The organism is Georgenia sp. Z1344 (genome assembly GCF_057652375.1).
The window spans coordinates 2,852,920-2,867,526 of the sequence record NZ_CM172728.1 but is presented as its reverse complement, the minus strand read 5'-3'; the positions used below and the strand labels follow the sequence as shown (position 1 = coordinate 2,867,526).

The following is a 14,607-nucleotide window of genomic DNA, read 5'->3' as shown; positions in this document are numbered from 1 at the left end:
ATGTTGCCAGCGACCCGCACCGACCTGCTGACGCGACCGCGTCACCCGACCGGACCGTTCCGCGCGCCGGCAGGATGACCGGACCGGCTCACCCGACCTGCACCGCTCCGCCGGGGACCGGACCCGTCGACTCCCGCGGTACGAGCTTGACCGGTAGCAGGACCGGCTGCTGCGGCGGACGCGCCCCGCGGACGATGGCGAGCAGGTCGCCCACGGCGGTGCGGCCCTGGAGGGCGAGCGGCGAGGCCACCGACGAGATCGCGGGCGTCGCGAGCGCGCCCAGGCGGCTGTTGTCGAACCCCACCACGCTGACGTCCCGCGGGACCTCGAGCCCCTGGGCCCGCAGGCCACGGACGAACCCGATCGCCATGACGTCGTTGAACGCGACCACCGCCGTGGCCGGGTTCCGCGCCCAGCGCGCGACGGCCATCTCACCGCCGGAGACCGTGGGCTCGTTGGGCCCGATCCGGCGCACGCGCAGGGAGAGCTCCTCCCCCGCCTCCTGGAGACCGCGCCACCGCACGCCGTCGGCCCATGACGCCTCCGGACCGCCGACGTACGTCACGTCGGTGTGGCCGAGCGACCCGAGGTGCTCCGCCACCCGTCGCACGCCCCGTGCGCCGTCGGTCAGCACGCTCGGCAACCCGCTGACGATCCGGTTGAGGACCACCACGGGCCGCTGCTTGGCGAGGCGGAGAAGGGCCGAGTCGGACATGCGCGGGCTGGCGAGGATGAAGCCCTCGACGAAGTCGAGGAACGACTCGGCGGCGGCGCGCTCGCGGGCCTCCGCCTCGCGGGCGTCGAACAGCAGCATGGTGTAGCCGGCGCGACCGGCAGCCACCTCGGCGCCCCGGAAGACGTCGACGAACAGCGGGTTGCCGATGTCCGCCACCACCATCGCCAAGAGCTTGCTGGGAACCGTACCGAGCGCGGGCGCGACCACCGAGCGCCGGTAGCCGATCTCCTCGGCCACGGCGCGCACGCGCTCCGCCGTCTCCGCGCTCACGCGCCCGGGACGGGCGAGCGCGCGGGAGACGGTCGACGGCGACACGCCGGCAGCGGCGGCGACGTCGTAGATCGTGGGGATCTTCGGCGGCACCCCTTCCTTCTCCATGTCCACACGGTAGCCGGGCGGTGTCCGTCAGGCAGCGGGGACGCCGAGGCGGTCGCGCGGCAACCGGATGGCAACCCGTGGCAACGAGGCTGGTGAGGCATGCGGGCTCGGTGACGATGCCGGTCATGGGTACCGTGGCGCATCCGACGACGGGCGCGCCGAAGAACGAGGGAGACCAGCGATGAGCACCCCTGCGACGACGAGCTCCGTCCCGTCCGCCACAGTCCGCGACGCCGGCGGCGAACCGGCCGGCGAGGCTTCCGGAGCCGGCGAGCTGCTGCCCGGCGACGTCGAGCGCGTCGGCCGGCTCCTGTCCGGCCACGCCCCGCTCGGCGTGGCCTACTCGGGCGGCGTCGACTCCGCCACGCTGCTCGCCGTCGCGGTGCGCACCCTCGGCGCGGACGGCGTCGTCGCGATCCTCGGCGTCTCGCCGTCGCTCGCATCCGACGAGCGCACGGCCGCCCACGAGACCGCGCGGCAGATCGGCGCGCGCGTCGTCGAGGTCGCCACCCACGAGGGCGACAACCCCGCCTACCGGGCGAACGGGCCCGACCGCTGCTTCCACTGCAAGGACGAGCTGTTCACCCGCATCTCCGACGAGCTCGTGGTCGAGCTCGGTCTGGCCGCCGTCGCGTACGGGGAGAACGCCGACGACGCGCTGCGCCCGGACCGCCCCGGCGCGCAGGCCGCGACGAACCACCGCGTGCTCCGCCCGCTGGCCGAGGCCGGACTGACCAAGCGGGACGTCCGCCGAATCGCCCGCGAGCTCGGCGTGCGGGTGGCGGACAAGCCCGCGGCGCCGTGCCTGGCCTCCCGCATCCCGCACTTCGAGGAGGTCACCCCCGAGAAGCTCGCGCAGGTCGACGCCGCCGAGAGCGCGCTGCGCCGGCTCGGCTTCTCCGACGGGCGCGTGCGGCACCACGGAGAGGTCGCCCGCATCGAGCTCCCGGCCGACGAGATCGTCCGTGCCGCCGAGCTCCACGACGAGGTCCACGCGGCCGTCACGGCGGCCGGCTTCCGGTTCGCCGCCGTCGACCTGCGGGGCATCCAGTCCGGCGCCTTCACCCTCCCCCTCGTCGACGTCACCCATGGCCGCTGACGAGAATTCCGGCGTGCCCGACGTCGAACCCCCGGCTTCCGACCGCGCTCCCGGGGGCGACGGGTGGCGGCCGGGGCCCGAGCTCGAGGCCGTCGCGTACCTGGACCACGAGCGGGCCGAGCGGCGGGGCTACCCGGAGGCGGTCCTGTGCGGGCCGAAGTCGCCCAGCCAGGTCGCCGCGATCGCCGCGGAGGTCGCGCAGCGCGGCACCCGTGCCCTGTTCACCCGTGCGGACGACGCGCGCGCCCGCGCGGTCCTCGAGGCGCTCCCGGACGCCGCGCACCACGCGGAGGCCAACCTCCTCGCGTGGCCGCCGGAGCCGCCCGAGCCCACGGGTGGTCTCGTCGTCGTCCTCAGTGCGGGAACGTCGGACCTGCCGGTCGCGCTCGAGGCCCGGCACACCGCGGAGCACCTGGGGCGTCGGACCGAGCTCGTCGTCGACGTCGGGGTCGCCGGCCTCCACCGCGTGCTCGGGCGGCTCGAGCTCCTGCGCTCGGCGGCGGCGATCGTCGTCGCGGCCGGGATGGACGGGGCGCTGCCGAGCGTCGTCGCGGGCCTCGTGGCGGCTCCCGTCGTCGCGGTCCCCACGTCTGTGGGCTACGGCGCGTCGTTCGGGGGCGTGGCCGCGCTGCTCGCCATGCTCAACGCGTGCGCCCCCGGGGTCGCGGTCGTCAACATCGACAACGGGTACGGCGCCGGTCACCTGGCCGCGCAGATCACGGCGCCCTGACCGACCGGACGGTCCACGCGCGTCGTAGGTCCTCCGGGAGCGTGACCGTCGTGGGCCCGTCGAGGGGCGATACCGTCGATGCCGCGGGTCTGACAACTCGTGGCAACCGGTGTTCGTCGTCGCCGTCGATCTGACTGAATGTCGTCCACCGACAACAGCTGCACCTCCGTCGGCCAGCCGCCCCTTCGATCGGGGCACGGCATCGCTGCCCGCCCGGGACGCACGACGCGGCAAGGTACGCCACACCCAGGGTCTGACGACGGAGTCTCCCCCGAGCCAAGGACGGACATCTCACGAGAAACCACAAGAACTCGGTCATCGCTGTGGCCGGCGCCGCGGGCGCCGCGCTGCTCCTGGCGGCGTGCGGCGGCGGGGACGGCGGTGGTGAGGAGGGGAACGCCTCAGGCTCCAGCATGCGCCTGGCGCTCAACCAGACCGAGGACCACCCCTCCTACGTGGCGCTCGACAACTTCGGCACCTACCTCGAGGAGAACACCGACGGCTGGGACATCGAGGTCTTCCCCAACTAGACGCTCGGCGCGCAGGCCGAGGCCCTCCAGCTCGTCTCCGACGGCAGCGTCGACATGGCGATCGTCTCCGGCACCCAGCTGGAGAACCTCAACGACGACTTCGTCACCTTCAACCTCCCCCCCGTCTTCGACGACGTCGAGCACCAGATGAACGTCATCCACGACCCGGAGATCACGGGCGAGCTGTACACCTCGCTCGAGGAGTCCAACGGCTTCACCGTCCTCGGCGGCTTCACGCAGGGTGCGCGGTCGATCTACACGACCGAGGGCCCGGTCGAGACGCCCGAGGACCTCGCCGGCATGGACATCCGCGTCCAGGAGTCGGACCTCCACATCGCCATGGCCGAGGCCCTCGGCGGCAACGGCACGCCGATGGCCTACGGCGAGCTGTACACGGGCCTGCAGTCCGGGGTCGTCGACGCCGCGGAGAACAACGAGGTCTCCTACTTCACCCAGCGCCACTACGAGGTGGCGCCGTACTGGTCGTACACCAACCACCTCGTCGGCCTCGACTACCTCATCATCAACACCGACCTGCTCGAGAGCATGTCGGAGGAGGACCGGGCCGCGTTCGACGAGGCCTGGACCGCGGCCTACGAGGAGCACACCCAGCTCTGGGCCGACGCCACGCAGGAGGCCATCGACGGCGCCACCGAGGGCGGCGCGACCTTCACCGAGGTCGACGACGCCGCCTTCGCGGAGCCGCTCGAGGCCCTGGCCGACGAGTTCATCACCACCGACTCGCAGCGCGAGCTCTACGACGCGGCGCGCGCAGCGGCCGAGTGATCCGGACAGGCCGAGTCATGACCGAAGGAGGTGACGCATGAGAGCCATCAATAGGGTGCTCGACACAGCCCTGTACTGGATCACGGTGGTGCTGTTCGCCCTGCTCGTCGTGGTCCTCGTGTGGCAGATCTTCACCCGGCAGGTGCTGGGCGACCCCGCCACCTGGACGGAGGAGGGCGCCAGGCTGACCTTCGTCTGGCTCGGCCTGTTCGCCTCGGCGTTCGTGTTCGGCGAGCGCGGGCACATCGCGGTCGAGTTCCTCGCCCGCAAGCTGCCCGGCGGCGCCGAGCGCGTCCTGGCCATCGTCGTCCAGCTCGTCGTCCTGGCGTTCGCCGTCGTCGTCCTCATCTGGGGCGGGATGCGTGCGTCGGACAACGCGTGGCTGCAGAACCTGTCGGCCCTGCCGTTCACGCTGGGTCAGATGTACCTCGCGCTGCCGATCTCCGGCGTGCTCATCGCGTTCTACTCGATCTACTACATCCTCCAGGTCGCCACCGGCGCCGAGGCGCCGTACGGCGACCACACCGACGAGGACGACCCCGACGTCCGGGTCGGTGCCGATGAGGTCGAGTCGATCGTCCTGGCACCCACCGACGACGGCACCGGCAACCGTCGGTCCGTGTCCGACGACGCGGCCGCTGCGGCCGACGGTCCTGGCACCCCCGGCGACTCGTCCGCCGGCCCGACGAAGGAGGCGTGATGGACCCCACGACCCTCGCAGCCCTGATCCTCGTCGGCGGGATCGTCATCGGCATCGTGCTCTCCGTGCCGATCGCCGTCGTCATCGGCGTCTCGTCCTTCCTCGCGACGATCCCGATCCTCGGTTCCGAGCAGGCGGTGCTCATCTCCGCGCAGCGCATGTTCACGGGGATCAACAGCTTCCCGCTCCTCGCGATCCCGATGTTCGTGCTGGCGGGCGTCATCATGAACTCGGGCTGTATCGCCGGGCGGCTCGTGGACGCCGCGAAGGTGCTCATCGGACGCATGCCGGCCTCGCTCGCCCAGACGAACGTGGCGGCGAACGCGATGTTCGGGGCCGTCTCCGGCGCCGCGGTCGCTGCGGCCGCCGCCGTCGGCAACGTGATGAACAACCGGATGGTCGCCGAGAAGTACGACCGCGGCTTCGCGGCTGCGGTCAACGTCGCCTCCGCGCCGTCCGGCATGCTCATCCCGCCGTCGAACACGTTCATCGTCTACTCGCTGGTCTCCGGCACGTCGATCGCGGCGCTGTTCATGTCGGGCCTCATCCCGGGGCTCCTGTGGGCTGCCGCCTGCATGATCGTCGTCGCGATCTATGCCGTGCGCCAGCCGGGCAGGCTGAAGACGGCGGACCGGGTGACGTTCCGCCAGGCGATGCTCGTGCTGTGGCGCGCCTTCCCGTCGCTGCTGATGATGGTCGTGCTGCTGATCGTCGGCACCTTCATGGACCCGACGCCGGCGATCCTCATCTTCGTGCCGGTCTTCCTGCCGATCGTGCAGGAGTTCGGGATCGACCCGATCCACTTCGGTGCGATGGTCGTCATGAACCTGTCGATCGGGACGATCACACCGCCCGTCGGCAACGTGCTGTTCGTCGGCGCCCGGGTGGCGCGACTCCGGATCGAGCCGGTCATCGCCAAGCTGTGGCCGTTCCTCTTCGCGATCATCGCCATGCTGTTCCTCGTGGTGTTCGTGCCGCAGCTGTCGATGTGGCTGCCGCAGCTCATGGGCCTCGTGTAGCGCTCGGACACCGAACCGTCGGGCCGGTCGAGGGCCGCGTCCCGGGAAGCACGAGCTTCTCGGGCCGCGGCCCTCGTCGTCGCCCGGCCCTCGTCGTCTCCCGGCTCTCGGTGTCGCCCGGCTCTCGTCGTCTCCCGGTGCCGTGCGTCCTCCGGCCCTTGCTCTCGTCCCGTCCCCGGCAGACCCGCCCTCGTAGGCTGGGGCGATGAGCGAGCAGCCGTCCGAGAGCCGTCCCGAGCACTCCACCGGCGGGACCTACTCCGTCCCGGGCAAGGAGTTCTCCCGGGACACGAACTACATCCCCACCCGGATCGTCCGCGACCCGGCACCCGACTCGGGCGACTTCCCGGTCGAGCCGAACCGATACCGCCTCGTCGCGGCGCGCGCGTGCCCGTGGGCGAACCGCACGGTCATCGTTCGCCGCCTCCTCGGCCTCGAGGGCGTCATCTCCCTCGGGCAGCCCGGCCCCACCCACGACGCCGACTCGTGGACCTTCGAGCTCGACCCCGGCGGCGTCGACCCCGTCCTCGGGATCCCGCGCCTCAAGGACGCCTTCCTCGCGCGCGACCCGCACTACTCGCGCGGCATCACGGTGCCCGCGATCGTCGACGAGCGCACGGGCCAGGTCGTCACCAACGACTTCGGCCAGATCACGCTCGACCTGTCGACGGAGTGGACCGAGCACCACCGCGACGGCGCGCCCGACCTCCTCCCCGCGGAGCACCGCGACGAGATGGAGCAGGTCATGCGGCACGTCTACACCGAGGTCAACAACGGCGTGTACCGGTGCGGGTTCGCCGGCTCGCAGGACGCCTACGACGCCGCGTACGACCGCCTGTGGACCGCCCTCGACACGCTCGAGGACCGGCTGACGGAGCGCCGCTACCTCGTGGGCGACACGATCACCGAGGCCGACGTCCGGCTGTTCACCACGCTCGCCCGGTTCGACGCCGTCTACCACGGGCACTTCAAGTGCAACCGGAACCTGCTGCGCGAGATGCCGGCCCTGTGGGGGTACGCCCGGGACCTGTTCCAGACGCCCGGGTTCGGCGACACGATCGACTTCGTCCAGATCAAGCAGCACTACTACGAGGTGCACACGGACATCAACCCGTCCGGGATCGTGCCGAAGGGGCCGGACCTGTGGAGCTGGCTGACGCCGCACGGCCGCGAGGCGCTCGGCGGGCGGCCGTTCGGCGACGGCACTCCCCCGGGCCCGGTGGCCGAGGGCGAGGAGGTCGCGGAGGGCCACGGCGCCGCCTGACCCGCACTCTCGACGAGAAGCTCGGTCCTGAGCCGCACTCTCGACAGGTGAGGCGGTCTCTCGCTCCGTCCCGCGCGGCTACTGGTAGGTCACGAGGTCCGGCGTCGGCTGGACCGCCATCGTGCCATCGGGGCCGAGCAGCGGCGTGTCCTCGTCGTAGAAGTTCTTCCAGCCCCACGCCGTCACGGACGGGGCGTTGGCCAGCAGCGTGCGCCACGTGGCCTGCTTGTCGCCCTGCCCGCCCTGGCCGTCGGCGTGGATGAGCACCCGCACCTCGTCCCGCGACTGGTCGACCTGGTCGACGTCCGGGATCATCCGCACCTGGAACTGGTGGAGGACGAGGAGCTTCTGCGGCAGGTCGTGCTCGTCGGTGAGGTCGGCGAGGTAGGTGACGACCTCGTTGACCTCCTCGACCGGCACCTGACCGATCTGCGTGAGGTGGACCTGGTCGGGCCTCAGCCGCCACTCGGGGTCGAGCGCGAGCCCCACGTGCGGCTCGAGCAGCAGCTCCTCGTACAACCGCGCCTGCGTGACGAAGTCGGTCCGTCCGGGCTGCAGGTCGAGGACCACGTACATCCCGTGCTCGGCGGCGAGGTCGACGAGCGGTCGGATGCGCTCGACGGGCGTCTCGCTGGAGTAGTCGCCGTCGTCGCCCGCCTCGCTCGAGGCCACGGTCGCGATGATCTCGAGGGTCGGCACCACCGTCTCGTCGGTGAGCCCGTCGAACTCGGCGGCGACCTCCTCGGCGCGCGTGATCGTGTCCTCCGGCCCCTGCTCCCCGAGCACGCCGAGGGCGGCCCCGTCCGGGCTGCCGTAGAGGGCGACGTACATCGCGCCGGCCTGGTCGCCGGACGGCTCAGGCAGGACGAGCTGCCCGCCGGCCGGGAGCTGGACACCAGTGGCGGCCGACTCGGTGCGGCTCCTCAGCTGCTCGGCGTCACCGAGGTCGGGAGAGAGCCCGACGACGACGAGCCCCGCCGCGTCCGTGCCCTCCGCCCCGGGGCCGGACGGGTCCGAGGCCGACTCGTCCGCGCCGGTGTCCGACTCCTCGGTCCCCGTGCCGTCGCTCGTCGACTCTCCGGGCGCGTCGGAGTCGCTCTCCCCACCGGACGCCAGGCCGAGGTCGTTCGCGAGAGAATGGACGGCCTCGACGCCCGCCGCGCTCGCGCGCGGGTCTCCCCCGTTCGCGACGACGACGTTGGCACCGGCCGCCCGGGCCGTGGCAGCGACGGCGAGCTCGTCGAGCGTCCCGCCACCCAGCGCGACGGTCTCGGCCCCGGCCGGCTCCGTGTCGCCGAGGTCGGGAAGCTGGGTGACGATCTCGTGATCGCCGGTCTCGGCGGGGCCGTCGGTCGTGGCGTCGTCGGTGGCGTCGGCGCCGTCAGCGCTGTCGGTCGCAGTCTCGCCGGGAGCGTCGGAGGGCGACTCGTCGGTGGCGCCTCCGTCGGTCGCGTCGCTCGGAGTCTCGGCGCCGTCCTGTGCGCCGCCTCCCTCCTCGGACGCGTCCGACGCCGCGGCCGGATCCCAGTCGTGGGCGGCCACGGCGAGCTCGTCGGCGCTCGCGGCGACGGTCTGGACGGCGTCGGCCGCGCCCACCTCGGCGAGCTCGGGCCCGCCGACGAGCGCGGCCAGCTCGGCGTCGTCGGCCGGGGCGGCGACGTCCACGTCGACGTCGTCGGGGACCGTGACCGGCCCGACGGCGACGACCGTCGATGCGCCCAGCCGCTCGATCTCGGCGGCCTCGGCGGCGTCGTCGCCGTCCACGAGCACCGGGACGCCCAGGTGCACGGCGGCGGAGGTTGCCTCGACGGAACGGGGTGCGCCGTCGGGGGCGAGGACGACGATCGGCGAGGAGGCGAAGTAGGTCTCGGAGGCGGCGACCGAGCGCGCGGTGCCGTCGCCCTCGAGGACGAGCGACTCGGTCGGTGCCACGCTCTCCGCGACGTTGTCGGCCGATTCGGACTCCGCCGACCCGCCGCCGGAGCCGGACTCCTGCCCGGCGTCGGTGTCGTCCCCGCCCGTGCCGCACGCGGCGAGGACGAGCGCGGTGGCGGCGGCCGCGGCGAGCGCGGCCCTGCGTGGTGATCGAACGGTGCTCATGTCACCCCTCCCGGTCGGAACCGCGTCCACGGTAGGCCGTTCGGGCAGGATCGGCAGGAGGTGGTGGTCGCGCAGTCGGCGGTGCTGGTCAGCCGGCCGAGCGACGGGCGGCGTCCAGATCTGCCACGAGGGACGTCACGAGCTCGGCCGTCTCCTCCCAGCCCTCGACCGCGCGGCAGGGCACCCCGAGGTCGAGGACGGGCCGGTCGTTGCCGCCCTCGTCGAGGCGGTCGCCGACGAACAGCATGTCGGCCAGGTCGATGCCGGTCCGCTCGGCGAGCCGCGTCATGCCGTAGGCTTTGTCGATGCCGTGGGCGGTGATGTCGACCGACGTCGACCCGCCGGAGCGGACCTCGAGCTCAGGGAGGTCGGCGGCGACGGCGGCACGCAGCCGCTCCTTCTTCTCCCCCGTCGGGTCCCACGCCTTCTTCGCGTCCACGGGGGCGCGTTGGCCGAGGGCCGAGAACGTCATCTGGGTCCCGCGGTCCTCGATGATCGGCCCCCACGTCTCGCTCTCCCACAGGCCGAGCTCGCGGGCGCGCCGCTCGAGGGAGCCGGCCGCGGCCGCGCGGAGCTCGGCTTCGAGCTCGTTGGCGTAGACCTGCACGAGCTCACCGGACTCGATCCGCAGGTAGCGGGTCCCGCAGGTCGGCAGGAGGTGGAGGTCGGTGAGGTCGTGGCCGGCCATCCGCTCGACCACCTGGGTGCGGAACTGCGAGACGTCGCCGCCCGAGATGACGCAGACCGGCACGCGCGCGAGCAGATCGGCCAGGGCGCGGACCATCGGGTCCGGCAGGGGCTGCTTCGAGGGCGCGAGGGTGTCGTCGAGGTCGAAGGCGACGAGGGCGGGCATGGGCACGGGGGCTCCCTGAGTGGGTCGGCGGAAACTCGATCCTAGGCTCGCTGCCCGCCGCGCGGCCGGGCGTGGTCAGCCGGCGAGGCCGAGGAACGCGAGCAGCGCCCGGTCGAGCCGCACGAGAACTGCGTGGAATCCGGACCCATCCGGATGCCCACCCGCTCCGAACCCTGAGTGTCCGATCGACGGAACACGAAGGAGCTCATCATGCGAACGACGAAGTTCTTGGCGGCACCCGCCCTCGCGCTCGGCGCGCTCACGCTGGCGGCGGCTCCCGCCCTGGCGCACGGCGACGGGCACGACGACGGCAGCGGCGACGGCGGGAGCCACGCCGAGGGCACGTGGTCCGGCCAGGCCCACCTCGGCGAGCTCAACAACAGCGGCACCACGGGCGACTTCTGGCTCGAGCTCGACGGCCACGAGGCGACCGTGTCCATGAACGTCTCCGGCGCGGCCGAGACGTTCATGGACGGCCCGTTCCCGCACGCCCAGCACATCCACATCGGCGCCGAGGGCGTGTGCCCCGGCCCCGAGGCGGACATGAACGGCGACGACGCCGTCAACGTCGAGGAGGGACACCCGTTCTACGGGATGATCGCGACCTCGCTGACGACCGAGGGCGACACGAGCCCTGACTCGGGGCTCGCCGTCGACCGCTTCCCGGGCGGCTCGTCCTACACCTACGAGCGGACCGTCGAGCTCGACGACGACACCGTGGCCGCCCTCGCGGACGGGACCGCCGTCGTGGTCGTCCACGGCGTCGACCCCGCCAACCTGTCCGACGCCGCGGCCGGCGCCCAGAGCGAGCTCGACCCGGCGCTGCCCCTCGCGGCGACCCTGCCCGCCGCCTGCGGCGCGGTGACGGTCTCGCAGGTCGGCGAGATGCCGCACGGCGGGGCCGACACCGGCTCGCCGGTGCAGCAGTCCGACGACGGCGCCGCCCTCGCGATCGGCGCGGGCGTCCTGGGTCTGGGCGTCGTCGGCGGCGGAGCCTGGGCGCTCAAGCGTCGCGCCGCCACCGCCTGAGCGACGAGGAGCGACTGACGATGCCTCGCATCCACGGCCGCCGCGTGGGCCTCACGGCCTGCGCGGCGGCCGCGCTCCTGGCTCTCGGCTCCTGCTCGGGGGCCGACGAGCCCGAGTACTCCGACCCGGTCGGCCCGTCGTCGTCGAGCGCCCCGGACGGGGAGCAGGACTCGCCCACCGACGGCGCGACCCCCGGCGCACCGCCGGCGTCGGCGGGTCCTGCTCCCTCCCCCGGGAGCGAGTCGGACACCGGGTCCGGGAGCGGATCGGCGACGGAGGCTCCGTCGACGGGTCCGGGCGACGGCGGCGAGGGCGCGAACGGCGCGGGCGCGGAAGGCGAGGACGGTGCGCCGGAGGATGCCGTGCCGGCCGCCCTACCCGCCTCGGAGCCCGCCCGGATCGAGATCCCCGGCCTCGGCGTCGACTCCGACGTCATGGACCTCGGGATCCAGGACAACGGGGTCATCGAGGTCCCGCCGTACAACCTCGGGTCGCCGGCCGGCTGGTACGTCCACTCGCCCACCCCGGGCGAGGCCGGACCGTCCGTCGTCCTCGGGCACCGCAACGGCAGCGAGGGCGGCCCCGGGATCTTCGCCGACCTGCCCAGCACGGAGGTCGGCGACACCGTGGAGGTCACGCGGGACGACGGCTCGGTGGCGACCTTCACCGTCTACCGGACCGAGCAGTTCTACCAGCAGGAGTTCCCCACGCTCGACGTCTACGGGAACACGCCGGGGCCCGAGCTCCGGCTCATCACCTGCGACGGCCTCAACCCGGAGACCGGGATGCTCGAGGACAACTTCATCGTCTACGCCGCACTCGACGGCTGACCGTCCGTCAGCCCGTGGCGTCCGCGATCACCTTGACGACGGCGGCGACGGCCTCGGCGGCGTCCGCCCCGGTGCCCTGGACGGTGAGCTCGGTGCCGGCCTTGATGTTCTTCGCCATGAGGGCGAGCACGCTGCGGGCGTCGGCGCCGTCGATCGTCACGGCCGCGGTGAACCCGGCGGCGGTCGTGGCGATGGCTGCCGCGGGACGCGCGTGCATGCCCATCGGGTCCTCGATGACGACGGTCTCCGTGACGGCGTCTCCCGCGGGTGCCGAGCCCGCGTCGTCGTCGGAGTCACCGGTCGAGACCTCGGCCCCGTCGGCTCCGGCCGGCCCCGCGTCGTCCCCACCCGCACTCTCGACGAGGCTGCGCGCCGCAGCCGCGACCGCTCCGGCCACGGCCGCGAGGTCCCCGCCGCCCTGCGCCTCGACGGCGGCCGCGACGACGCCTTCGACGAGCGGACCGGAGGCGTGCCGGACGGGCTCGTCGTCGTGCATCTCGAGGACCGAGTCGATCGTCATCGCCGCCGACCCGAGGTCGGCCACGAGCACGACCCCGGTCACCTCAGCGTCGTCGAGCAGGTCGGTGACGGCGGCTTCGACGGCGTCGAAGCTCGTCCCGATCCGGCCGTCGTCCGTGCCACCCACGCCGACGACCCGCACGTCGGCCGCCATCTGGGCCGCGAGCTCGACGACCCCGTCGGCCAGCCCCTTCGAGTGCGAGACGGCGACGAGCGCCACGCGGCCCATCAGGACGCCTGTGCCGCGGCGGCGTCGGCGGCCGCCCGGATGATGAGCGCCGTCGAGCGAGCGCCCGGGTCCATGTGGCCCGCGGAGCGCTCGCCGAGGTAGGACGCGCGGCCCTTGGTGGCCACGAGCGGCACGGTGGCCTCGGCGCCCTCCTGGGCGGCGGTGGCGGCGGCCTCGAGCGCGGCGGCGGCGTCCCCGCCGTCGGTCGCGACCTTCTGGGCGGCCTCGAGGGCCGGGACGAGGGCGTCGACCATCGTCTTCTCCCCCGCCGTCGCGCGGCCGCGGGCCTTGACGCCCTCGAGGGCGGCCTCGAGGAAGGCGGCCACGCCGGCGGCGTCGACCTCCTCACCGATCTGCTTCGAGCCGCGCAGGAAGGCCGTCCCGTAGAGCGGGCCGGCCGCGCCGCCCACGACGGACATCAGCGTGCTGGCCACCCCCTTGAGCACCTCGGGGACCGTGGTGGGCGGGCCGGACTCGAAGCGCGGCGCGATCGCGGAGAAGCCACGGTCGAGGTTCTCGCCGTGGTCGGCGTCCCCGATCGCGCGGTCGAGGTCGATGAGCTCGATGCGGTGCTCGGCGATCGTCGCCGTCGCCCTGCTCACCCAGTCCAGCGCCCAGTCCGTGCCCAGCGTGCTCATGTCTCTCCTCCGGTCGGTCGTCACGTGCGTCGTCGGTGTGCGCAGCCCGCCAGGGGTCCTGCCGCGTGCGCGTCGTCGGTGGGCGCGGGCGACCCGCGCCGGTGCGCCGGCCCGGCCACCGAGGCAGCCGGACCGGCGTCGTTCAGCCCTGCGTCCAGGCGACGGTCGTGGCCGGGGCGTCGTACAGGGCGAGCAGCTCGTCGTCGACCTTGAGGACGGTGACCGAGGCGCCGGCCATGTCGAGGCTGGTCACGAGGCTGCCGACCTTCGAGCGGACGACCTCGACGCCCTTCTCCTCGAGGCGCGCGCGGGCGCGGCCGTAGATGAGGTAGAGCTCGGAGTCGGGCGTGGCGCCCATGCCGTTGACGAGGAGGACGACCTTCTCGCCGCCGGTCAGCGCGAGGTCCTCGATCACGGGGTCGGTGAGCTGGTCGGTCAGCTCGTCCGAGGTCGTCATCGGGATGCGACGGCGGCCCGGCTCGCCGTGGATGCCGATGCCGATCTCCACCTCGTCGTCGCCGAGGTCGAAGGAGTGCTCGCCGGTGCTGGGCGAGACGGGCGAGTCGAGCGCGAGGCCCATCGAGCGGACGTTGTCCGCGGCGCGCTGGGCGAGGGCGGTGACGGTGGCGAGGTCGTCGCCGCGGGCGGCCGAGGCGCCGGCGATCTTCTCGACGAGGATCGTGCCGGCCACGCCGCGTCGGCCGGCCGTGTAGAGGGAGTCCTCGACGGCGACGTCGTCGTTGACGAGCACGGTGGTGATCTCGACGTCGTCCGCGAGCTCGGCGGCCGTCTCGAAGTTGAGGACGTCGCCCGTGTAGTTCTTGACGATGTGGAGGACGCCGGCGCCGGAGTCGACGGCGCGGGTCGCGGCCTCGATCGGGTCGGGCGAGGGCGAGGTGAAGACGGGACCGGGGACGGCGGCGTCGAGCATGCCCTCCCCGACGAACCCGGCGTGCATCGGCTCGTGGCCGGAGCCGCCGCCGGAGATGACGCCGACCCGGCCGGCGACCGGCGCACCGTTGCGCACGACGTACAGGGGGTCGGGGTGGACGCTGAGGATGTCGGCGTGGGCGAGACCGAACGCGGCCACGGACTGGTCGACGAACTGGGCCGGGTCGTTGAGGAACTTCTTCATGGCATCTCCCTCGATGGCTGGTGGGCACCATC

The 14,607-nt window shown here is 73.2% G+C and carries 15 protein-coding genes; 9 read left to right on the top strand and 6 right to left on the bottom strand.

The window, feature by feature from the left end:
* Positions 1–88: 88 nt before the first annotated feature.
* The gene (locus AC24FB_RS13125) at positions 89–1,114 is read right to left on the bottom strand and encodes a LacI family DNA-binding transcriptional regulator (RefSeq protein ID WP_425715213.1); all 1,026 of its coding nucleotides are present in this window, start codon (positions 1,112–1,114) and stop codon (positions 89–91) included.
* 181 nt (positions 1,115–1,295) lie between these two features.
* On the opposite strand from AC24FB_RS13125, the gene larE reads away from it, so the two are divergent.
* The 7 genes from larE (at position 1,296) to AC24FB_RS13090 (ending at position 7,242) form a co-directional block, all read left to right on the top strand.
* Positions 1,296–2,213 carry an ATP-dependent sacrificial sulfur transferase LarE gene (gene larE, locus AC24FB_RS13120; protein WP_425715215.1) on the top strand — a complete coding sequence of 306 codons (918 nt, stop codon included), beginning with the start codon at positions 1,296–1,298 and terminating at the stop codon, positions 2,211–2,213.
* 13 nt (positions 2,214–2,226) lie between these two features.
* On the top strand, positions 2,227–2,943 hold the full coding sequence (gene larB / locus AC24FB_RS13115) for a nickel pincer cofactor biosynthesis protein LarB (RefSeq protein WP_425715216.1): 717 nt from the start codon (positions 2,227–2,229) through the stop codon (positions 2,941–2,943).
* 323 nt (positions 2,944–3,266) lie between these two features.
* A complete protein-coding gene (locus AC24FB_RS13110) occupies positions 3,267–3,473 on the top strand; it encodes a hypothetical protein (protein WP_425715217.1) in 207 nt (68 codons plus the stop codon).
* Positions 3,474–3,527: 54 nt separating this feature from the next.
* On the top strand, positions 3,528–4,259 hold the full coding sequence (gene dctP, locus AC24FB_RS13105) for a TRAP transporter substrate-binding protein DctP (RefSeq protein ID WP_487560229.1): 732 nt from the start codon (positions 3,528–3,530) through the stop codon (positions 4,257–4,259).
* Between the two features lie 37 nt (positions 4,260–4,296).
* A complete protein-coding gene (locus AC24FB_RS13100) occupies positions 4,297–4,959 on the top strand; it encodes a TRAP transporter small permease (protein WP_425715218.1) in 663 nt (220 codons plus the stop codon).
* Positions 4,959–5,978: a TRAP transporter large permease gene (locus AC24FB_RS13095; protein WP_425715219.1), complete on the top strand. Its 1,020-nt coding sequence runs from the start codon at positions 4,959–4,961 to the stop codon at positions 5,976–5,978. The genes AC24FB_RS13100 and AC24FB_RS13095 overlap by 1 nt, the downstream gene beginning before the upstream one ends.
* Before the next feature lie 205 nt (positions 5,979–6,183).
* On the top strand, positions 6,184–7,242 hold the full coding sequence (locus tag AC24FB_RS13090; protein ID WP_425715220.1) for a glutathione S-transferase family protein: 1,059 nt from the start codon (positions 6,184–6,186) through the stop codon (positions 7,240–7,242).
* 78 nt (positions 7,243–7,320) lie between these two features.
* Here AC24FB_RS13090 and AC24FB_RS13085 read toward each other — a convergent pair whose 3' ends face one another.
* Complete coding sequence (locus tag AC24FB_RS13085) at positions 7,321–9,342, bottom strand: hypothetical protein (RefSeq protein ID WP_425715221.1); 2,022 nt, start codon at positions 9,340–9,342, stop codon at positions 7,321–7,323.
* Positions 9,343–9,430: 88 nt separating this feature from the next.
* Positions 9,431–10,195: an HAD-IIB family hydrolase gene (locus AC24FB_RS13080; protein WP_425715248.1), complete on the bottom strand. Its 765-nt coding sequence runs from the start codon at positions 10,193–10,195 to the stop codon at positions 9,431–9,433.
* A gap of 210 nt (positions 10,196–10,405) precedes the next feature.
* Here AC24FB_RS13080 and AC24FB_RS13075 point away from each other — a divergent pair, with 210 nt between their 5' ends.
* The gene (locus AC24FB_RS13075) at positions 10,406–11,224 is read left to right on the top strand and encodes a hypothetical protein (RefSeq protein ID WP_425715222.1); all 819 of its coding nucleotides are present in this window, start codon (positions 10,406–10,408) and stop codon (positions 11,222–11,224) included.
* 20 nt (positions 11,225–11,244) lie between these two features.
* Positions 11,245–12,054, top strand: a complete 810-nt coding sequence (locus tag AC24FB_RS13070) for a class F sortase (RefSeq protein ID WP_425715223.1) — start codon at positions 11,245–11,247, stop codon at positions 12,052–12,054.
* Positions 12,055–12,061: 7 nt separating this feature from the next.
* Here AC24FB_RS13070 and dhaM read toward each other — a convergent pair whose 3' ends face one another.
* From dhaM to dhaK, 3 genes are all read right to left on the bottom strand, one after another.
* Positions 12,062–12,802 carry a dihydroxyacetone kinase phosphoryl donor subunit DhaM gene (gene dhaM / locus AC24FB_RS13065; protein WP_425715224.1) on the bottom strand — a complete coding sequence of 247 codons (741 nt, stop codon included), beginning with the start codon at positions 12,800–12,802 and terminating at the stop codon, positions 12,062–12,064.
* Positions 12,802–13,440 carry a dihydroxyacetone kinase subunit DhaL gene (dhaL, locus tag AC24FB_RS13060; protein ID WP_425715225.1) on the bottom strand — a complete coding sequence of 213 codons (639 nt, stop codon included), beginning with the start codon at positions 13,438–13,440 and terminating at the stop codon, positions 12,802–12,804. Before dhaL ends, dhaM begins: the two co-directional genes overlap by 1 nt.
* Before the next feature lie 142 nt (positions 13,441–13,582).
* Complete coding sequence (gene dhaK / locus AC24FB_RS13055) at positions 13,583–14,575, bottom strand: dihydroxyacetone kinase subunit DhaK (protein ID WP_425715227.1); 993 nt, start codon at positions 14,573–14,575, stop codon at positions 13,583–13,585.
* Positions 14,576–14,607: the final 32 nt, after the last annotated feature.